The following is a 19624-nucleotide window of genomic DNA, read 5'->3' on the forward strand; positions in this document are numbered from 1 at the left end:
ATTTGTGTAAGGTATTGAAATTAGAAGTATAAGCTAATAGAACTAATACTAGCAGAAGTAACTCAAAATATTTTATAAATGTTATTAACAGGAGGTAAAAAATGAGCACAGTTTCAGGTAAAATTCGTCCATCTAGTCGACATCTTTTTACTATAGGAGAAGATTTGATTCAAGATAAGTTTGCTGCAATAATGGAATTAGTGAAAAATTCTTATGATGCTGATGCTTCTAAAGTTTCAGTTACATTTAGACGTGATAGTGATAAGAGCCTTACCATTACTGTCGAGGATGATGGTACAGGGATGTCTCTCGAAGATATTCGAACTAAGTGGCTAGTACCGTCAACTACTAGTAAAGTAAAAAAACGAGTAAGCCAAAGTGGTAGAGTATTGCAGGGAAGAAAGGGGATAGGAAGATACGCAGCTAATATATTAGGTGATGATTTGTTTCTTTCTACAGTAACTCGAAAAGGGGAGTTGACCGAGGTGTATGTGGATTGGTCCGACTTTGCTAAGTATGAATTTTTAGATGAAATTAATATTGAAATTGAGACTTCTAATTGTAGCAAAAAGAGTGGAACGATTCTTTCTACAACTCATCAATTAGTTCAAAAAGACAAACAAGAGGATAACGATAAAAAAGATGAAAAAAATTGGTCTCGCGAGGATATTGATAAACTAATTTTTGAGTTAAAAAAAATAATTCCTCCTTTTCAAAATATGAATGAAGAGGATCAATTTAATATCATCGTCAAAACACAAAGTTTTGAAGAAGATATTGAAATTTCAATCTCTCCTATTCCATTTTTGGAGATTTATGATTACAGAATCTATGGAGAAGTTAAGGAAACAGGAGCTACAACTTTATTCTATAAAAATCAAAGAAAAAAATCTGAAGTTGAGGTAATTATAGAATCCTTACCTCCTACGAAATGTGGGAACATTAAACTTGATGTTAGGGTCTATGATAGGGATAAGTTAGCAATTGATAGTTTGATTCAACGTGGCTTAAAAAATGAAGAAACAAATAGATATCTAACTAACCTTGAGACTAGAAAATTACTTAATGATTTTAATGGGATTGGTGTATATAGAAATGGTTTTAGAATTAGACCACTGGGGGATCCTGATAATGATTGGTTAGGTTTGAATAGTAGAAGAGTACAAAATCCTAGTCTCAGGATCGGTAGCAATCAAACAATTGGTTATGTTGAAATAGAATCAGAAGAGTTTTCAGATTTACATGAGCAAAGTGCACGAGATGGATTGAAAAAAACAGATAGCTATTATGGTTTAATATCTACAACTCAAGAGGTTTTATCATTATTGGAACAAAGGCGTTTTGTTTATAGAAGAAAACTAGATTCATCCAATAAGGAAAAGTCTATCAATGATAAGTTGAACATTTTATCAGATTACAATTCGCTTTCTAAAGATATAGAGCATATTCTTGTGAATTCTGGTATGGAAGATTCCTTTATTAAAGAGATTAATAAACTAGTTTTGAATGAAGTGGATAAAAAACAAAAAATTGTAGAGGAATTAAATAAGGCTATTGCTATTTATCAGGGGCAAGCAACTCTTGGTAAAATTATTAATGTTGTAATGCATGAGGGTAGAAGGCCGTTGCATTATTTTATAACTCAAGTTCCCAACTTGAAAAAAGGGATTGAATTATTTCTATCTGATGGCGATGATGAATCGAGAAAAGAAGTGGACAAAATATCGGAGGGGATTAGCAGAAATTCAATTACATTATCTAATTTATTTAAAAAATTAGATCCATTAGCAACTAAAAAAAGGAATAAACGTAAGATTTTTCCTTTGAAAGATATAATTAAAGATACTACACTTATTTTTGAGAATGAGTTAAAAAAAGAAGGTATACAGCTAAATATAGATTGTAGAGAAGATGTAGAGTTATATGGGTGGGCACAAGATATTACAACAATATTTTCTAACCTAATTGACAACAGTCTATATTGGATGCAAGATTGCACCGAACCCAAAACAATAACTATTTCAGTGATGGAAAATGAGTCGGAGTTAGTCATTGATTATATTGATTCTGGTGTTGGTATCTCAAAAGAGTTAATTGAAAATGACTTGATTTTTGATCCAGAATTCACGACTAAGAATGAAGGTTCAGGATTGGGGCTAGCTATTTCAGGTGAAGCAGCCGAAAGGAATAATTTGTCATTGGTGGCGATAGAGCATAGTGGGGGAGCTCACTTCAGATTATCATGTATTAAGGAAGATTTAGAGAATGAGTAGTGAATATACGTTTTTGTATGTAGAAGATGACGAAGACATGATTGAAGCAATGAATACTTCGATTAATTTGATGAGACGCTTAGAAGAGTATATTTTTGATATGAAAGTTGTTAACTCATCAGATGAAGCTATTAGGATTTTAGACAACGATGTGTTTGACTTTGTACTTATCGATATTAAATTATCTACAGAGGATTCTGGAGATATTGTCATAGAAAAGATAAAAAAAGATTATAAAATTCCATGCGCTATATTATCAGGGACCCCAGATGTCACTGATAATGATTTAATAAAAGTTTATAAAAAGTCTGAAATCACTAACGAAGAGGTATTAAAACAAATGGCTTCAGAAGTTGATTCTGGATTATTTAAAGTAATTGGTGAACGTGGGCTTCTTGAAGAGAATTTGAAAAATTTATTTTGGAATAATTTTTACAAAAATATTGATTATTGGAAAGATATAAAAGCTAGTCTTGAGGATGAAAAGATGAATCAGTTAATTCTTCGATATACAATATCTCATTTGTATGAACTATTAGATTCTGAATCGGAACAGTATGAAGCAATTGAAATGTTTATCAATCCTAATATTACTCTAGATGGAGTAAAGACGGGTACTATTTTATTGGATTTAGATAGTAAAACGTCCTATATAGTCTTGTCACCTCCATGTGATTTAGCTTTAAGAGAAGATGATAAACCCAAAAATGAATTTATAATATTAGTAGAAATTGAAAAATATAACAAATATATTTCAACAGAATCTACAAGTATTTCAAATGCATTTAAGGGAAAGATTGAGAACTTAGTTAAAAATAATCATTCAGAGAACCTTTACTGGTTGAGTAACTATTTTGATATATTTGATGGAGGATTTGTAAATTTTCGCAAGATTAAGACGGAATCATTTGATGTACTATCAAATGATGCAAAATATAAAAAAATAATAAAATTGCAGGATAATTTTGTAAAATCATTATTGTCAAAATTTTCTATGTATTATAATAGGCAAGGGCAACCTGATTTTGATTTTCCTAAAGTTGCATTAAATATAGCTGAAAAGATTGTGAATAGTAAATGATGATGAATATTATAGATTTATTTTCAGGGGCAGGAGGTCTAACCGAAGGCTTTAGAAATGATAATTTCAATATTATCTGTCATATTGAAAAAAATAAAGATGCTTGTGAAACTTTAAAGGTCAGAGAAGCATATTATTATTTGAAGAAAGTTGATAAACTTTGTCTTTATAAAAACTATTTAAATGGTAAAATTTCTAAAAAAGAATTATTAAATGAAATTCCAAAAGAACAAATTGATTCTGTCTTAAATATTGAAATCAATGAGAAAAGTATAGATGAAATATTGAATTACATAGATGCTAAAACTGATAGAGTAGATGGTATTATTGGTGGTCCGCCCTGTCAAGCATATTCTACAATTGGTAGAGCAATTAATGAGAAAAAAAAGAATTCGGATGATCGAATCTACTTATATAAATATTATTTAAGCTTTCTTAACAAATATTCTCCCAAATTTTTTATTTTTGAAAATGTTAAAGGTCTCCTATCATTTAAAGATGTCGATGGATTACTTTTGTTACCAAAAATAAAGTCTGAATTTAGAAATGCTGGATATATTATTAGTGATAAAGTTATCAATAGTAGTGACTATGGTGTTTCCCAAAATAGAGAAAGATTATTTATATTTGGATTAAGAAATGATGTGAAACTAGATAAAAATTTTTTTGATGAGTTGGAAAAATTAAAAGAAAAACCATTGAACTTGGAAAAATTATTTAATGATTTACCCTCAATAAATGCGGGCGAGGAAGGATATAATTATCGGGCGATTCGTTTGTCATTTGAAAAGAAAAAATACTATAGAAATTTGGATGAGAAAATTCCACTTACTTTACACTTAGCAAGACCACAAACAAGTAATGATTTAAAAATATATAAAATTGTTCAAGAAGCAAAACAGAGTGGTCGAAATATTAAATATTCCGAATTACCTTCTGGGCTTCAAAATCATTCAAATAAAGATTCATTTTTAGATCGATTCAAAGCTTTAGATGAAAATGGCTATAGTCATACAGTTGTTGCACATATTTCTAAGGATGGGCATTATTATATTCATCCTAGCATGGGACAAACTAGATCTATTACTGTTCGTGAAGCAGCCAGAATTCAAGGGTTTCCTGATAATTATTATTTTCAAAACTCCAGAACAGCAGCTTTTGTACAAATCGGGAATGCTGTTCCTCCAATATTGTCAAAAAAAATAGCAGATACGGTTACTAAACTATTTTAATTTTTAGAAAGCAGGTTACTACATGACAAATTCTGTAAGTTCGAACCGACCTGAGAAGTACAACATTGCAGCTTTCTTCTCAGGTGTGGGGGGAATTGAGTTGGGGTTTGAACAGACCAACGAGTTCAGAGTGGTGTATGCCAATGAGTTTGATAAGTATGCACGTCAGACTTATCAGTTAAACCATCCAGATACCTATTTGGATGGTCGCGATATTCACGCTGTTCAGCCAGAGGACATTCCAGATGAGAGCGTGGATGTGATTATGGGTGGTTTCCCTTGCCAAGCCTTTAGTATTGCGGGTTATCGCAAGGGATTTGATGATGATCGTGGCGATCTTTTCTTTGAGTTGCTTCGTATGATTGAGGGTTGCAGACCTCGTGCCATTTTCATCGAAAACGTTAAGAATATGGTCGGTCATGACCACGGCAATACCTTCAAGGTTATTCGTGAAGCTTTGACGGAGAACAACTACTTTATCAAGTGGAAGGTTCTCAACGGAAAAGACTACGGAAATATCCCACAAAACCGTGAGCGGATCTACATTGTTGGTTTTGATAGCAAAGAAGCCTACGACTTATTTGAATTCCCAGAGGAAATCAAACTAACAACGACCTTGGCTGATGTCATTGATTTTGGTGCCAAGCCAGATGAGGTCTACTATTATCGAGAAGGGAAGCAAAATTTCTACGACCAGTTGAAGTTTGAAGTGACTAGCCAAGATACGGTCTACCAGTGGCGTCGTCAATATGTTCGGGAGAATAAAAATGGCGTAGTCCCAACCTTAACAGCCAATATGGGAACTGGCGGGCACAATGTCCCTCTGATTCTGACAGACAGTGGGGAGATTCGCAAGTTGACTCCCAAAGAGACCTTTAATGTCCAAGGCTATCCCAAGACCTTTAAGTTGCCTGAGGGGGTTTCCAATGGTCAACTTTATAAACAGTCTGGAAATAGTGTAGTCGTCCCTGTAATTAAACGCATTGCAGAGCGAATTGCTTTTGCCCTTAATGAGAGCAATGGACCGTCTCAACTGGATCGCTCCGGAAAATTCGCGATAATCTATACCAAGATGAATGGTCAGTTTGAAGGCCAGTCTTATGTGAAAGATTTTGTCTCCACTTATGAGGAGGCAGAGAAGAAGATTGCCTCTTATGAGGATGGTCTTGCCGTTTTATCAGACGAAGATTATTTCAGATTGGTAAAAAAACGTGGCAATTTGGAGTTTTACAGCATTATTTAACGAATTATATAAGTAAGGAGACTAGTGAAAATCTAGTCTTCTTTTGATATACTTAAATAAGAAGTGAGGAATTGAATGATGTGGGAACACCTAAAACAAGAACAAAAGGAAAAATACAAGACTCTCATTACCAATTTTGCTAGTCTGAGTGAAGCTTTTTCTCAAAAGGCTGAAGCCGAAGATTCTAATGATCGAGAAAACTACGTTGCTCCGATTGTCAATTCAAAATTCCAAGAGACTGTTTTTCAGAAGGCTTTTCATTCTGTTGGTGAGGATATCGCCAACACCTCTTATGATGCTTCGCTTGTCGTTGATGAGCAACATAAGTATTTGGTTGGGATTAAATCCTTTGGTTTGGACTCAGGGGATCAAAAGATTGCTCAGTTCAAGAAAGATTCACAGTCTTGGAATGAGTTGTTGAGTGAAATTCGATTTCATGCTGCTATTTCACCGGACAAGGAAACAGCTGATAAAGAAAATAGAGCTCGCTATGAGAAAATGGCTAGGGAGATTGCGACCTTGCGAAATCAACGGATTGAATCATCTAAAGCTCTCATTAAGGGATTTCATTCTGATGCTAGTCATGTGGAAGCCGTCTATCATGTCTTGATGCCGACTTCGAAAGGACACAAGCCTCAGATCCATGTAGGAGAGACGACTTATTTGCCCGTTGATCTAGACCATCTCAAGATTCTGGGATCCACGACCAAGAACAATCCGACAAATTTTCGTTTCACAGATGGCCATCATGATTATAAATACACGGCTGCAGATAGTCAGCTCCATATGACCTTTAGGAATAAGGAGATTGTGGTTGATACTTGGGATGTGAATTATGTTGAAGATCCCTTTTATCTCTTTGAACACCTTCACTTATTGACCTCAGAAAAAAGTGATTCAGATATTCTTGAGACGGTGTCGTGGGTGATCACAGACAAGCACGGAAATGTAGAAGAAAATTCGGGCTTTAATGCCTTTAATGGTGGATCAAAATTGGCCAAAAAAGAGCGCTTGCCACGGATTTTAAAGATTCAGGACAAATTTAAAGACAGTCTCGCTCCAGAAGAACTAGCTTTTGTAACCTTTTCTTTAGAAGAAATCCTCTTGAAAAAATGGTCTACCAAGGAAGAAAAAGCCCAGATGAAATCTATTCGTGAGGACTTGATTCGTTTTGTACACGAGACGGGGAATGAAAAACTAATCAAAGAAGTTGAACAGCTGGTGTATCGTCCAGTCAGTGAAGTGTATATTCCTCTTCCAGACTCCAAACATTTTCATGAGGAGCGTCCGGACTTTTTTGGTAAAGATATTGGAAGGTTTGAGCCAGGTACAAGTAAACTTGTGCTCCCAAAAGAAGAACGGACCTTTAAGCTACGATTTTTATCATCAGGTGATGTGATTACGGCCTATATCAACCAAGAAGCTGGGAAGGCCATTCAATCAACTGATAAGCAAGAAATCCTTGGCAATTGGATTCTTCGTGGAGTCTTTCAGTTAAAAGACAGAGAGATTTTAACGGGTAAGAAACTGTCTCAACTAGAAATCAATGGTATCCGTCTTTCCAAATTCAAAAACGGTGAAATCGGCATTGACTTCATCTGGATTGATGTGGACAATCCTCCGGCAGATGCGATCGGTTGGGTTGCGAAATAGAGAGTAACAGACTATTCATAGAACTACAAAAACACCACCTCCTAGTCAATTAGGAAGTGGTGTTATGCTTTAGACCATTTGCCAGAAATAATCGATGATATAGGTCAGGCCATAGGTGTAGATGACGAGGGTGATAGGTTTGCAGAGGATGATGATGGTCATGTAGCGTTTGAAGGTCATATTGGTCAGACCTGCCAGCATACAGATGAAGTCGGCGGGACTAACCGGCCAGATCATCATGAAGATAAAGAAGCGATCGAACCGCTTGCCTTCATTGAGCCAGCCAATGTACTTGTCGTAGGTCTTCTGACTGACCATGGATTGGACGAACTTAGGCCCGTACATTCTGGCGAGATGGAAGATAATGGCACAGCCAATGACAATGCCGATGTAATTGTAAATGGTCCCAATGATGTGGCCGTAGATGAAGACACCTGCTACAGATGTCAGGGCGCCGGGAATAATTGGGACCACTGTCTGAAGGATCTGAAGAAAGATAAAGAGAGGTGGTCCAAAGATGCCTGCTTGCAAAATAAAGGCAGACAGAGTTTCCTTGGATTGAAGGATGCCAGAAAAGTAGGCCCAGATACAAAAGGCCAAGGTTCCAAGAGCTCCAATGATGGACGACCAATTAATGATGCGCTGGAGAAGAGGAGAGACCTCTTTTAAGCTTGTTTGTTTCATAAAAAATTCCGAGTTCTTTTTCTTCTACTATACCATGTTTTTGGAACTTTGTAAGGATTTTGTCTATTTTTTGAGTAATGAAAGCGACCTGATTGGAGTCTGTCGCTGTTTTAGTCGTGAAGCGGGTGCAAAATGGGCCTTTTTATGCTACAATGAAAGGAGTATAAAAAATGGAGAAAAACGTGTCAATCGAAAATTACAAACCAGATTTTGCGGTGGAAGCAGCCTATGATCTCACCGTTACAGACTTGAAAAAACAGGGTATTAAGGCGGTCCTTGTGGATTTGGATAACACCTTGATTGCTTGGAATAATCCGGATGGGACTCCCGAGATGCGCCAGTGGTTGCATGACCTTCGTGATGGGGGGATTCGGGTTATCGTGGTATCTAATAATAGTCCCAAACGGGTCAAGCGCGCTGTTGAGAAATTTGATATTGACTATGAAGCTTGGTCGCTTAAGCCCTTTACCTTTGGGATTGATCGTGCCCTCAAACGTTTCCACTATGAGAAAAATGAAGTGGTCATGGTCGGGGATCAACTGATGACGGATATCCGGGCTGCCCATCGTGCAGGCATTCGTTCGATTTTGGTCAAGCCTTTGGTCGAGCATGACTCGATCAAGACCCAGATCAACCGGGCGCGTGAACGCCGTGTTATGAAGCAAATGGCCGAGAAATATGGTCCGATTGTATACAAAAAAGGAATTTAAGAATGGAAGAATTATTCTGTATTGGCTGTGGAGCCCCCATTCAGACAGAAAACAAAGAGGGACTAGGCTTTACTCCCCAATCAGCTCTTGAAAAGGGCTTGGAAACAGGCGAGGTTTATTGTCAACGCTGTTTTCGTCTCCGTCACTACAATGAAATCACAGATGTGCATCTGACAGATGATGATTTCCTAAAACTCCTTCACGAAGTAGGGGATAGTGACGCACTCGTGGTCAATGTAGTGGATATTTTTGACTTTAATGGGTCCGTTATCCCTGGTTTACCACGCTTTGTAGCAGGAAATGATGTCCTCTTGGTCGGAAATAAAAAGGATATCTTGCCTAAGTCTGTCAAGGATAGCAAGGTGACTCATTGGTTGATGGAGCGGGCCCACGAAGAAGGCATGCGTCCTGTCGATGTGGTCCTCACCTCTGCTCAAAACAAGAGTGCTATCAAGGACTTAATGGAAAAGATTGAGCAGTACCGCAAGGGCCGTGATGTCTATGTGGTGGGTGTGACCAACGTTGGGAAATCGACCCTCATCAATGCAATCATCCAAGAAATCACTGGAGACAAGGATATCATCACGACCTCTCGCTTCCCAGGGACGACACTGGACAAGATCGAAATCCCACTGGACGATGGATCCTACATCTATGATACACCAGGGATTATCCATCGCCACCAGATGGCTCACTACTTGACGGCGAAAAACCTCAAGTATGTCAGCCCTAAAAAGGAAATCAAACCCAAGACTTATCAGCTTAATCCAGAGCAAACCCTCTTTTTGGGTGGTCTAGGACGCTTTGACTTTATCAAGGGAGAAAAGCAAGGTTTCACCGCCTTCTTTGACAACGAACTCAAGCTTCACCGAACCAAGCTAGAAGGCGCGACCGCCTTTTATGACAAGCATGTCGGTGGCTTACTAACTCCTCCTAATAGCAAGGGAAAAGAAGAGTTCCCACCCTTGGTTTCTCATGAGTTTACCATCAAGGACAAGACAGACCTCGTCATCTCAGGACTCGGATGGATCCGCGTCAATGGAGAAGCCAAAGTAGCCGTATGGGCACCAGAAGGCGTCGCCGTCGTTACCCGCAAAGCTATTATTTAAAAAACAGAAAAAAATATATCTGAAGAGCGAACAAAGTGAGCTCATAAAGAGATCGTTATTGCCGTGGTGTAGTTGCCAATCGATCGATTGGCAAGGGCAAAATGGAGACCAAGGCTCCATTTTGAGGTGAGGAAATCCATTTTTCAAAGATGAGATCTTTGAAAAATTAGTTCCGGCCGTCCCCACCACTTAAAATAACGATCAAAAAAGGAAGTAAAAATATGACATTAACATCTAAACAACGGGCTTTCCTCAACAGCCAAGCCCACAGCCTCAAACCCATTATCCAAATTGGGAAAAATGGGCTCAATGACCAAATCAAAACCAGTGTGCGCCAAGCGCTAGATGCGCGTGAACTCATCAAGGTGACTCTTCTTCAAAATACGGATGAGAATATCCATGAAGTAGCAGAAATCTTGGAAGAGGAAATCGGTGTGGAAACGGTCCAAAAGATTGGTCGGATTCTCATCTTGTTTAAACAATCGAGCAAAAAAGAAAATCGTAAAATTTCAGCGAAGGTAAAAGAAATTTAAGACATCGAGGAGAGCAAACCTATGGCAATTGAACTATTGACTCCCTTTACCAAGGTAGAGTTAGAGCCAGAGATCAAAGACAAGAAACGCAAACAAGTTGGTATTTTGGGTGGAAATTTCAATCCGGTCCACAATGCCCATTTGGTCGTTGCGGATCAAGTGCGCCAACAATTAGGGTTAGATAAGGTGCTCTTGATGCCTGAGTATGAGCCACCGCATGTCGATGCCAAGGGGACGATTGCAGAGCACCATCGCCTTAAGATGCTGGAATTAGCCATTGAAGGCATTGAAGGTCTGGAGATCGAGACGATTGAACTCGAGCGGAAAGGGGTTTCCTATACCTACGACACCATGCTCTTGCTCAATGAACGGGATCCAGACACAGATTATTACTTCATTATTGGTGCAGATATGGTAGATTATTTACCAAAATGGCACCGCATCGATGAATTGGTGGAGATTGTGCAATTTGTCGGGGTCCAGCGACCACGCTATAAGGCAGGGACTTCTTATCCGGTGATCTGGGTGGATGTTCCTCTAATGGACATCTCCTCTAGTATGGTGCGTGATTTTGTGGCCAAAGGCCGGACGCCGAATTTTATGTTGCCAAAACCAGTCTTGGACTACATCAAGAAAGAAGGATTGTATCAATGACCTATGAAAACTATCTAGGCTTTTCTCGTGAGGTCTTGCTTGAAAAAATGCGCCAAATCCTGCCAGAAAAGCGGCTTACTCACTGTTTAGGGGTTGAGAAGGCTGCGCGTGACTTGGCCAAACGCTATGGGGCTGACGAAGAGCAGGCTGGCCTAGCAGGTTTGTTACATGACTACGCCAAGAAACTATCAGATCAGGAATTTCTGGACTTGATTGATCGCTATGAGCTGGATCCAGCATTAAAAAACTGGGGCAACAATGTCTGGCATGGGATGGTCGGGATTTACAAGATCCAAGAAGACCTCGGACTGACAGATTCAGCCATTCTTCGCAGTATTGAGATTCACACCGTGGGGAGTGGACAGATGTCGACCTTAGACAAGATTGTCTATGTGGCTGATTACATTGAGCACAACCGGGCCTTTCCGGGGGTAGATCAGGCGCGTGACATTGCCCAAGTCTCCTTGGATCGTGCCGTGGCCTATGAGACGGCTCGCACAGTCGAACACCTGGCTCACCAAGGATTGCCGATTTATCCCCAAACCCTTGAAACCTACAATGCCTTTGTGAAGTATTTGAAAGAGGAGCAGTGAGTGAAGACAGCTTTTATCATTATTGATGTACAAAATATCTTAGTGGAAACAGGTTTTGAGACAGAAAAGCTCTTAGAGAAGATCGCTTATTTGCAAGATCAGGCTAGAAAAGAGCAGATTGAAATTATCTACATGCAGCATATTGAAACGCCTGAGGCTTTAACTTCGGAAGATTGGCAATTATCTCCTCTGTTGAAAAGACAGGAGAATGAAAAGGTGTTTCAGAAGCGATACAATAGCATATTTAAAGAGACAGGATTAAAAGAATACTTGGATCAACAAGGGATTGAACAACTGGTCCTGTGTGGCATGCAGACAGAATATTGTGTCGATACATCCGTCAAAGTGGGATTTGAATATGGCTACAAGCTGGTCATTCCAGAAGGAGCTGTCACAACCTTTGATGGAGAGGATATTCCAGCAGAAACGCTTAATGAATTTTATGAAAATATTTGGGCAGAACGTTTTGCGGATGTCTTAGATTACAAATCAATTTTTTAAGGAAAGAGGATTACATGAAAGAAAAAGAACTACTTGAACTAGTTGTCAAAGCAGCAGATGAAAAGCGTGCAGAAGACATTGTCGCTTTGGATGTTCAAAGCTTGACCAGCGTGACAGATTACTTTGTCATCGCAAGCTCTATGAATAGCCGTCAGTTGGAAGCTATCGCAGAGAATATTCGTGAGAAAGTCGTTGAAGCTGGTGGCAATGCTAGCCACGTCGAAGGTGACTCAGCTGGAGGTTGGGTCCTTCTTGACTTAGGTGGTGTGGTGGTTCATGTCTTCTCAGAAGAAATGCGTGCCCACTATAACCTAGAAAAGCTATGGCACGAAGCAAGTGCTGTCGATCTTTCAGCAGCCCTAGCATAAGCAGGTAAACTCAGTTGGTAGCAACTGAGTTTTGTTGGTTAAATTGAAATTCTATGGAAAGAAAGGATGGGGCCTCGTGTTTGGTTAATTTGATAATTGAACACGAGCTAAAAGCTGTGAGAAAAAGAGTAACTTCCTTTGTATCTGAGGATAGGGCAGAAAGTTTCCTATTTTCTCTTTGCTTTTAACGCTCTTTGTATCATGAATATGGCTACTTATGAAACCTTTGCGGCGGTCTATGATGCGGTCATGGATGACAGTCTGTATGATTTGTGGACGGATTTTTCCCTCCGCCATCTCCCAAAGACAAAAGATAAGAAAAAATTACTGGAATTGGCTTGTGGGACAGGGATTCAGTCTGTTCGCTTTTCTCAAGCTGGATTTGATGTGACAGGGTTAGACCTGAGTGCTGACATGTTGAAGATTGCTGAAAAAAGAGCTGCTTCAGCCAAGCAAAAGATTGATTTTATCGAGGGCAATATGCTGGACCTGTCGCAAGCAGGCACTTATGATTTCGTAACCTGCTACTCGGATTCTATCTGCTACATGCAGGACGAGGTAGAAGTAGGGGATGTCTTTAAAGAAGTGTATAACGCCCTCAATGAGGACGGAGTCTTTATCTTTGATGTCCATTCGACCTATCAGACGGATGAGGTCTTCCCAGGATATTCCTACCACGAAAATGCCGAAGACTTTGCTATGCTCTGGGATACCTATGAGGATGCGGCACCTCACTCGATCGTCCATGAGTTAACCTTCTTTGTCCAAGAAGAGGATGGCAGCTTTAGTCGGCACGATGAAGTTCATGAGGAACGCACTTATGAAGTTTTAACCTATGACATCTTATTGGAGCAGGCTGGCTTTAAATCTTTCAAATTGTATGCAGACTTTGAAGACAAAGAGCCAACAAAGACCAGCAAACGTTGGTTTTTTGTAGCACAGAAGTAGGACAGCATGACAGTTACAGGTATTATTGCAGAATTTAATCCCTTTCACAATGGTCACAAGTACTTGCTGGAACAGGCAGAAGGGGTGAAAATCGTCGCTATGTCTGGGAATTTTGTTCAACGTGGCGAGCCTGCCATTGTAGACAAGTGGATACGTGCGCAGATGGCTCTGGAAAATGGAGCGGATCTGGTGGTCGAGCTCCCCTTTCTCGTGGCTGTTCAGTCGGCTGATCATTTTGCCAAGGGAGCGGTAGAAATCTTGTCCCGTCTAGGAATCGACCAATTGAGTTTTGGGACAGAAGAAGTCATAGATTACCAAGCGATTGCGACTGTTTATTCGGAGAATGAGGCGGAAATGGAAGCTTTCTTGCGAAGCCTTCCTGACGATTTATCCTATCCACAAAAGACCCAAAAAATGTGGGAAACCTTTGCTGGAGTGGAGTTCACAGGAGATACTCCCAATCATATCCTGGGCTTGGCTTATGCCAAGGCCTGTGCTGGGAAGGGGATTGCGCTCAAGGCTATCCAACGGCAAGGTGCAGGCTACCATTCAGAGGAAAAAGAGGCGGCCTATGCTTCTGCGACTAGTCTACGCCTACACAAGGAAGATCAGGACTTTGTCGCTAAATTCATGCCCAATAGCCAACTCTTTCAGTCGGCTCCGCAGGTATCTTGGGAGAATTATGACCAACTGCTCCGTTATCAAATCCTAACCCATACAGATCTGACACAGATTTTTCAAGTTAATGAAGAACTGGCCAATCGGCTAAAAGATGCAGTTCGAAGCGCTAGCTCTGTGGAAGAATTGGTGGAGAAAGTCGCAACCAAGCGCTATACCAAGGCACGAGTGCGCCGCATCTTGACCTACATCTTGGTAGGGGCGATGGACCAAGCTCTTCCCGATGCCATTCATGTCTTAGGATTTTCCGCAAAGGGACAAACTCACCTCAAAGGCTTGAAAAAATCAGTAGAAATTGTGACTCGAATCGGTAAGGAACCTTGGGACAGTTTGACCCAACAAGCGGATCAGGTGTATCAGCTAGGCAATCCCCAATTGCCAGAACAGATCTGGGGGCGGGTGCCAGTGAGGGTGGAAGATCAATAAAGGGTGAATAGTCGAGCAACTACAATTGGAAGGATACGCAAAAAACTCTTCCAAGTCTTGTGATTTGTGATATAATATAAAAGATTGAAAATAATTTGAAAAAATTTAAGGAGAATCCTCATGGGACGTAAATGGGCCAATATTGTTGCCAAAAAAACTGCCAAAGATGGTGCCAACTCAAAAGTGTATGCTAAATTTGGTGTGGAGATCTATGTAGCTGCTAAAAAGGGTGAACCAGATCCAGAACTAAATACTGCTTTGAGATTCGTTATTGACCGTGCGAAACAAGCGCAAGTGCCAAAACACGTAATTGATAAAGCGATCGATAAGGCAAAAGGAAACACTGACGAAACCTTTACAGAAGGACGTTACGAAGGATTTGGACCAAATGGTTCGATGTTGATCGTTGATACTTTGACGTCAAACGTTAACCGTACAGCTGCCAATGTCCGTGCTGCTTTTGGTAAAAACGGTGGGAACATGGGAGCTTCAGGTTCTGTATCTTACCTCTTTGACAACAAAGGTGTCATCGTCTTTGCTGGTGATGATGCCGATGCGATCTTTGAGCTTTTGCTTGAAGCAGATGTGGATGTAGACGATGTAGAAGCAGAAGAAGGAACAATCACTGTTTACACTGCACCAACTGATCTTCACAAAGCGATCGTTGCTTTGCGTGAATCAGGTGTCGAAGAATTCCAAGTAACAGAATTGGAAATGATTCCTCAATCAGAAGTTGAGTTGTCAGGTGAAGATTTGGAAACATTTGAAAAACTTTACAGCGTTCTTGAAGACGACGAGGACGTACAAAAAATCTACACAAACGTAGATGGATTCTAATCACTCGTAAGGACTGTAGTGAATCCCATAAATTAAGAAAAAGGATAGCTTCTCAGATCAAGCTATCCTTTTTCTCTGTCTGATGAGGATCTATCTTTTGTAAGTGATGTCCTGTATAAGCGTAAATACGGGTCAGGGGTGATTGGGAGAGTGTGGAAACTTTAAAATAGAAATAATGGTCTCGATGATCCCGACTTTTGGTGTGGTGAAGACGAAAGTAGTTTCGCTGGCCTGCTGCCATAGAGTGGAGAATATCGTCTTCTAAAAAGACGAGCGGCGTAGAAGTAGCGGCCCACTTGTAAAAGTCCATCTCAAATTGGTGGTAATTCTCCGAAAAATAATCAAATTGTAATTCGTGTTTAGTCTGAATAGGTTTCATAGGGTGTTTCCTCAGATTCAATAAAAATGATAGAGTCTACGAGGAGACGGTGGTAGTGGCCATCGCTTTTGAGAAGAAGCTCAGAAGTAGATAAGGTGTGAATCGAACCTGTGTGAGTCGAAAAATGGTTGTCCTCTAGAATCGTGATAGAGATCGTCGTTTGTTGTTGAAAGGCCTGCTCCAGGAGCTGGATCTGTTCAGCAAGTGGAAGAATTGTGAGCTGACTGCGGTCAATTTCTTTTGTATGCAGGGCAGTTGTGTGCTCGGATAAAAAGAAGCCGGCCCATTTAGCCATGCCACGATCTTGAAATTCGCGGGCGGATTGATAAGGAAGATAAGAACGGTCGATCATGTTAATCCATCTAAGCCTCCTGCAGAATGTCCGCCTGTTAGTTTACTGCGTGCAATGGCGCGTGAGTTTTCTAGTAATGAGGAGCCTTTCTGAAGAGAGGTGAAGCCAAATTGGTCCCGAATGCGGTCAATGGTCTGCTGGAGTTTCTCCTCTTTTTCCAAGGCTACTGGATCATCAAAAAGAGAAAAGAGTTGAAGAGACTCCTCGACAAGTTCTCCATAAAAAACACCAATCTGCCGAATGGCTCCTCCTTCGTACTTGGAGCGAAAGAGCCGCAGAACCGTATCGGATAAAACCTTGGTGGATTGGGTAGGCTCAATCTTTTGCTGGCAGTGAATGGACGGAAGCCCCTCGATTTTGGAGTAGGAGGCATGAATGGAGACCAGCTGGGTCTTCTTTTTTTTCCGTCGCAAGCGAATAGCCACCTGTTCAGCCATCTCCCGAAACACCAGTTCAATATCAGCTTGTAGATGGTAGTCATAGGGCAAGATTTGAGAGTTACCAATGCCTCGTGATTTCGGACGATAAGGCTTGTGGACATTGCTTTCATCAATACCATGAGCATGGAACCAAAGTTGCAGACCCATGACTCCGAATTCTTTCTTTAAGAGATCGGGGTGAGCCTGGGCCAGTTCAGCAATCGACGTGATCCCGATCTTTTGCAATCGTTTTTCAGTACGACGTCCAATGCCCCAAAAATCAGTGAGCTGGGGCAGTTTCCAGACCTTACTTTCTACATCTTCATAAGACCAATTGGAGCGCATATTTCGGCAATGCTTGGCTTCATTGTCCAAGGCTAGCTTGGCAAGAAGGGGATTGGCATTGCTGAGGCCGATGGTAGAGTAGATGCCAGTTTCCTGCCAGATCCTTTTTTGGATCCTGGCAGAAAGGAGATCCAGTTTTTCCTTTCGAGAGAGGGAGGGATCTGGAATAAAATAATTTAAGGAAGAGGTCAGATCGATAAAGCCTTCGTCAATCGAGTAAGGGAAAATATCATCTGGTGCCGCAAATTCCTGAAAGACCTTCTGAATTTCCATATTGACCTGAATGTAAGCATTCATCCGTGGAGGAACAATCAGGGTCCTCTTGGCCCAGGATTCAATGTAGGAAACAAAGGATGGATCCGTTGGCAATCCTTGCTTTTGGGCCACGTAGCTATTAAATTTTCTAGTCTTGAGATCAAAAGGTAGGTCGTAGCTACGGCTGACATTTTTCTTGCCAAAGACTTGTTTAAAAACGGGAGAGCTCGCCAAAATTAGGCCAGCTGAATTGTCGCTCCGACTCATGACGCAAAGAGAAGTCGTCAAGGGGTTGAGCCCCAGACGGACACATTCACAGCTAGCATAAAAACTTTTCATATCCACAAAAGCAATATCAGAATGAGGCTCACGTGAATAATCAAATAGCATATTTAAACCTCGAGTGGGAGAAAATGCCCGACCACAATGCCGACGATTTTGGGCTCGTCTTCATAGGGAGCAAATAAATCATCGTAGTCAGGGTTGATGGATTCTAAGCGCAAGCCTTCCGCTTCCCGATAGACTTTCTTGATGTAGGTTTTTCCATTCCAGATGAGGGCGTAGACAGCACCATCGTAGTCAAAGCCAGTCTGCTTCATGAGGGCAACAGAGCCATTGGGATAGAGAGGTTCCATCGAATCACCTGATACCCAAGAAGCGAAATCGTGCTGGATCTCTTGGTCAAAATAGACAGTTTCATAGTCGGTTTCGTTGTCATAAAAGGTATGTCCCAAACCGGCTGCTAGCTCAATCGAAAGAACCTTATAAGCTGTTAAGGAAACAACTTTTTGCTGCTGTTCCAATAACTGGCTGGCCAACTGGTCGACTTTCTTTTGATGAGGTGGGGTTAATAAAGGGTAGGTGTAGAGTGCGGAGTCTTTGTTAATAAAGTAGTCCTCTTTAACGGAGAGGCGCTTGGCCAACCTCCTGAGATTTTTTTCGTGTGGCTCCGCCAAACCATTCTCCCAACTGGAGTAAGTCTTACGAGAAATCTTGAGATCCTCGTAGACATCTGCTTGGGTCAAGCCTTTTTCCAGGCGTCTTTCTTTTAGTTTTTTTGCATCAAACATGTCGCTTCTCCTATGTAACGTTTTAAAAGTTACATATAGTTTATCAAAAATGAATCCTTTTTGCAAGAGAAAAATTCAGTTGAAAACGAATGAAAAGGCTTGGATTTTGAATGAAAAAGGAGTATAATCAGTTTTACAACTTCTAACAACGAGGAATTATATGAAAAAAAGTTTTATACATCAACAAAAAGAAATTTCGTTTGTTAAAACGACGTTTACACAATATTTAAAAGATAAATTGGACATCATTGAAGTCCAAGGACCAATTTTGAGCAAGGTCGGAGACGGGATGCAGGATAACCTTTCTGGGATTGAACATCCGGTATCTGTAAAGGTCCTTCAAATTCCTGATGAGACTTATGAAGTCGTGCATTCACTTGCAAAATGGAAACGCCATACCTTGGCACGTTTTGGTTTTGGCGAAGGAGAAGGTCTCTTTGTCCATATGAAGGCCCTTCGTCCGGATGAAGATTCGCTAGACGCTATCCACTCTGTTTATGTAGACCAATGGGACTGGGAAAAAGTCATCCCAAATGGTCAACGCAACATTGCCTACCTCAAAGAAACGGTTGAAAAAATCTACAAGGCGATTCGTTTAACAGAACTAGCAGTAGAAGCGCGCTATGATATTGAGTCAGTTCTTCCAAAACAAATTACCTTCGTTCACACAGAAGAGTTGGTGGAACGCTATCCAGATTTAACTCCAAAAGAGCGTGAAAATGCCATTGCCAAAGAATTCGGAGCCGTTTTCTTGATCGGGATTGGTGGAGAACTTGCAGATGGCAAACCACACGATGGACGTGCGCCTGACTACGATGACTGGACAACAGAGTCTGAAAATGGCTACAAGGGCTTGAATGGTGATATCCTCGTCTGGAATGATGTTCTAGGTTCAGCCTTTGAGTTGTCTTCAATGGGGATCCGTGTCGATGAAGATACGCTTCGCCGTCAAGTTGCGATCACAGGGGACGAGGATCGTCTCCAATTAGAGTGGCACAAGGCTTTGTTAAATGGTCTCTTCCCACTCACGATTGGTGGAGGGATTGGGCAATCTCGTTTGGCTATGTTCTTGCTTCGTAAGAAACATATCGGTGAAGTCCAAACCAGTGTCTGGCCTCAATCTGTCCGTGATGAATATGAAAATATCCTATAAGGAAGAAAGAGAGTGGGACAGAAATCGGTAATTCGTTAGAATTCGATTTCGTCGTCCCACCTCCGCACAGTTGAGTAGGGCTGTAAAAGCTGATGAAATCAGCGTAGTAGAGCCCACTCAACCACTGC

21 protein-coding genes are annotated in these 19624 nt (G+C 40.7%); 16 read left to right on the top strand and 5 right to left on the bottom strand.

The features are described 5' to 3' along the window. Window positions 1-101: 101 nt before the first annotated feature. From P5Y91_RS09970 to P5Y91_RS09990, 5 genes are all read left to right on the top strand, one after another. Complete coding sequence (locus P5Y91_RS09970; protein WP_277839382.1) at window positions 102-2273, top strand: sensor histidine kinase; 2172 nt, start codon at window positions 102-104, stop codon at window positions 2271-2273. Next, complete coding sequence (locus P5Y91_RS09975; protein ID WP_277839383.1) at window positions 2266-3354, top strand: response regulator; 1089 nt, start codon at window positions 2266-2268, stop codon at window positions 3352-3354. The genes P5Y91_RS09970 and P5Y91_RS09975 overlap by 8 nt, the downstream gene beginning before the upstream one ends. After that, a complete protein-coding gene (locus P5Y91_RS09980) occupies window positions 3354-4586 on the top strand; it encodes a DNA cytosine methyltransferase (protein ID WP_277839384.1) in 1233 nt (410 codons plus the stop codon). Before P5Y91_RS09975 ends, P5Y91_RS09980 begins: the two co-directional genes overlap by 1 nt. Window positions 4587-4608: 22 nt before the next feature. Continuing rightward, window positions 4609-5829: a DNA cytosine methyltransferase gene (locus P5Y91_RS09985; protein WP_277839385.1), complete on the top strand. Its 1221-nt coding sequence runs from the start codon at window positions 4609-4611 to the stop codon at window positions 5827-5829. Between the two features lie 78 nt (window positions 5830-5907). Then, complete coding sequence (locus P5Y91_RS09990; RefSeq protein WP_277839388.1) at window positions 5908-7482, top strand: hypothetical protein; 1575 nt, start codon at window positions 5908-5910, stop codon at window positions 7480-7482. A 69-nt stretch (window positions 7483-7551) separates the two neighbouring features. Here P5Y91_RS09990 and P5Y91_RS09995 read toward each other — a convergent pair whose 3' ends face one another. Next, window positions 7552-8166, bottom strand: coding sequence for a TVP38/TMEM64 family protein (locus tag P5Y91_RS09995; RefSeq protein WP_070589668.1), 615 nt, complete (start codon window positions 8164-8166; stop codon window positions 7552-7554). Window positions 8167-8348: 182 nt separating this feature from the next. On the opposite strand from P5Y91_RS09995, the gene P5Y91_RS10000 reads away from it, so the two are divergent. The 10 genes from P5Y91_RS10000 (at window position 8349) to P5Y91_RS10045 (ending at window position 15523) form a co-directional block, all read left to right on the top strand. Beyond that, the gene (locus P5Y91_RS10000) at window positions 8349-8876 is read left to right on the top strand and encodes a YqeG family HAD IIIA-type phosphatase (RefSeq protein ID WP_118095844.1); all 528 of its coding nucleotides are present in this window, start codon (window positions 8349-8351) and stop codon (window positions 8874-8876) included. A 2-nt stretch (window positions 8877-8878) separates the two neighbouring features. Next, entirely contained in the window at window positions 8879-9985 is a 1107-nt protein-coding gene (yqeH, locus tag P5Y91_RS10005; protein WP_277839386.1) for a ribosome biogenesis GTPase YqeH, read from the top strand. Between the two features lie 221 nt (window positions 9986-10206). Further along, the gene (yhbY, locus tag P5Y91_RS10010) at window positions 10207-10518 is read left to right on the top strand and encodes a ribosome assembly RNA-binding protein YhbY (protein WP_003005853.1); all 312 of its coding nucleotides are present in this window, start codon (window positions 10207-10209) and stop codon (window positions 10516-10518) included. A 21-nt stretch (window positions 10519-10539) separates the two neighbouring features. After that, window positions 10540-11172 (top strand): nicotinate-nucleotide adenylyltransferase, encoded by a 633-nt coding sequence (locus P5Y91_RS10015; RefSeq protein ID WP_049474399.1) that lies wholly within the window; start codon window positions 10540-10542, stop codon window positions 11170-11172. Beyond that, window positions 11169-11765, top strand: coding sequence for a bis(5'-nucleosyl)-tetraphosphatase (symmetrical) YqeK (gene yqeK, locus P5Y91_RS10020; RefSeq protein ID WP_155125456.1), 597 nt, complete (start codon window positions 11169-11171; stop codon window positions 11763-11765). The genes P5Y91_RS10015 and yqeK overlap by 4 nt, the downstream gene beginning before the upstream one ends. Then, window positions 11766-12266 (top strand): cysteine hydrolase family protein, encoded by a 501-nt coding sequence (locus P5Y91_RS10025; protein WP_070666513.1) that lies wholly within the window; start codon window positions 11766-11768, stop codon window positions 12264-12266. Between the two features lie 14 nt (window positions 12267-12280). Then, window positions 12281-12634 carry a ribosome silencing factor gene (gene rsfS / locus P5Y91_RS10030; protein WP_003014310.1) on the top strand — a complete coding sequence of 118 codons (354 nt, stop codon included), beginning with the start codon at window positions 12281-12283 and terminating at the stop codon, window positions 12632-12634. 207 nt (window positions 12635-12841) lie between these two features. After that, window positions 12842-13582, top strand: coding sequence for a class I SAM-dependent DNA methyltransferase (locus P5Y91_RS10035; protein WP_277754530.1), 741 nt, complete (start codon window positions 12842-12844; stop codon window positions 13580-13582). A gap of 6 nt (window positions 13583-13588) precedes the next feature. Further along, on the top strand, window positions 13589-14686 hold the full coding sequence (locus tag P5Y91_RS10040; RefSeq protein WP_021152741.1) for a nucleotidyltransferase: 1098 nt from the start codon (window positions 13589-13591) through the stop codon (window positions 14684-14686). A 120-nt stretch (window positions 14687-14806) separates the two neighbouring features. Then, window positions 14807-15523: a YebC/PmpR family DNA-binding transcriptional regulator gene (locus tag P5Y91_RS10045; RefSeq protein ID WP_003005873.1), complete on the top strand. Its 717-nt coding sequence runs from the start codon at window positions 14807-14809 to the stop codon at window positions 15521-15523. Window positions 15524-15575: 52 nt separating this feature from the next. Here P5Y91_RS10045 and P5Y91_RS10050 read toward each other — a convergent pair whose 3' ends face one another. Genes P5Y91_RS10050 through P5Y91_RS10065 form a run of 4 tightly spaced genes read right to left on the bottom strand, consistent with a single transcriptional unit; the run spans window position 15576 to window position 18343 of the window. Next, on the bottom strand, window positions 15576-15902 hold the full coding sequence (locus P5Y91_RS10050; protein WP_003005875.1) for a DUF5960 family protein: 327 nt from the start codon (window positions 15900-15902) through the stop codon (window positions 15576-15578). After that, window positions 15883-16254 carry a hypothetical protein gene (locus tag P5Y91_RS10055; protein ID WP_277839387.1) on the bottom strand — a complete coding sequence of 124 codons (372 nt, stop codon included), beginning with the start codon at window positions 16252-16254 and terminating at the stop codon, window positions 15883-15885. The genes P5Y91_RS10050 and P5Y91_RS10055 overlap by 20 nt, the downstream gene beginning before the upstream one ends. Continuing rightward, window positions 16251-17663, bottom strand: coding sequence for a Y-family DNA polymerase (locus P5Y91_RS10060; protein WP_049483435.1), 1413 nt, complete (start codon window positions 17661-17663; stop codon window positions 16251-16253). The genes P5Y91_RS10055 and P5Y91_RS10060 overlap by 4 nt, the downstream gene beginning before the upstream one ends. Before the next feature lie 2 nt (window positions 17664-17665). Continuing rightward, window positions 17666-18343, bottom strand: coding sequence for a helix-turn-helix domain-containing protein (locus P5Y91_RS10065; RefSeq protein WP_004219840.1), 678 nt, complete (start codon window positions 18341-18343; stop codon window positions 17666-17668). 160 nt (window positions 18344-18503) lie between these two features. Between P5Y91_RS10065 and asnA the strand changes: the two genes are divergently transcribed. Continuing rightward, complete coding sequence (gene asnA, locus P5Y91_RS10070) at window positions 18504-19496, top strand: aspartate--ammonia ligase (RefSeq protein WP_003005888.1); 993 nt, start codon at window positions 18504-18506, stop codon at window positions 19494-19496. The last annotated feature ends 128 nt before the right edge of the window (window positions 19497-19624 follow it).

This window comes from Streptococcus taoyuanensis, assembly GCF_029589235.1.
Lineage (GTDB): Bacteria > Bacillota > Bacilli > Lactobacillales > Streptococcaceae > Streptococcus > Streptococcus taoyuanensis.

Coding starts and splice junctions, on each gene's coding strand:
- P5Y91_RS09975 (WP_277839383.1), top strand. CDS start 2,266: ATGAGTAGTGAATATACGTTTTTGTATGTAGAAGATGACGAAGACATG.
- P5Y91_RS10050 (WP_003005875.1), bottom strand. CDS start 15,902: ATGAAACCTATTCAGACTAAACACGAATTACAATTTGATTATTTTTCG.
- rsfS (WP_003014310.1), top strand. CDS start 12,281: ATGAAAGAAAAAGAACTACTTGAACTAGTTGTCAAAGCAGCAGATGAA.
- P5Y91_RS09985 (WP_277839385.1), top strand. CDS start 4,609: ATGACAAATTCTGTAAGTTCGAACCGACCTGAGAAGTACAACATTGCA.
- yqeH (WP_277839386.1), top strand. CDS start 8,879: ATGGAAGAATTATTCTGTATTGGCTGTGGAGCCCCCATTCAGACAGAA.
- P5Y91_RS10015 (WP_049474399.1), top strand. CDS start 10,540: ATGGCAATTGAACTATTGACTCCCTTTACCAAGGTAGAGTTAGAGCCA.
- P5Y91_RS10055 (WP_277839387.1), bottom strand. CDS start 16,254: ATGATCGACCGTTCTTATCTTCCTTATCAATCCGCCCGCGAATTTCAA.
- P5Y91_RS10045 (WP_003005873.1), top strand. CDS start 14,807: ATGGGACGTAAATGGGCCAATATTGTTGCCAAAAAAACTGCCAAAGAT.
- asnA (WP_003005888.1), top strand. CDS start 18,504: ATGAAAAAAAGTTTTATACATCAACAAAAAGAAATTTCGTTTGTTAAA.
- yqeK (WP_155125456.1), top strand. CDS start 11,169: ATGACCTATGAAAACTATCTAGGCTTTTCTCGTGAGGTCTTGCTTGAA.
- P5Y91_RS10035 (WP_277754530.1), top strand. CDS start 12,842: ATGGCTACTTATGAAACCTTTGCGGCGGTCTATGATGCGGTCATGGAT.
- P5Y91_RS10040 (WP_021152741.1), top strand. CDS start 13,589: ATGACAGTTACAGGTATTATTGCAGAATTTAATCCCTTTCACAATGGT.
- P5Y91_RS09995 (WP_070589668.1), bottom strand. CDS start 8,166: ATGAAACAAACAAGCTTAAAAGAGGTCTCTCCTCTTCTCCAGCGCATC.
- P5Y91_RS09980 (WP_277839384.1), top strand. CDS start 3,354: ATGATGAATATTATAGATTTATTTTCAGGGGCAGGAGGTCTAACCGAA.
- P5Y91_RS09990 (WP_277839388.1), top strand. CDS start 5,908: ATGTGGGAACACCTAAAACAAGAACAAAAGGAAAAATACAAGACTCTC.
- P5Y91_RS09970 (WP_277839382.1), top strand. CDS start 102: ATGAGCACAGTTTCAGGTAAAATTCGTCCATCTAGTCGACATCTTTTT.
- P5Y91_RS10065 (WP_004219840.1), bottom strand. CDS start 18,343: ATGTTTGATGCAAAAAAACTAAAAGAAAGACGCCTGGAAAAAGGCTTG.
- P5Y91_RS10060 (WP_049483435.1), bottom strand. CDS start 17,663: ATGCTATTTGATTATTCACGTGAGCCTCATTCTGATATTGCTTTTGTG.
- yhbY (WP_003005853.1), top strand. CDS start 10,207: ATGACATTAACATCTAAACAACGGGCTTTCCTCAACAGCCAAGCCCAC.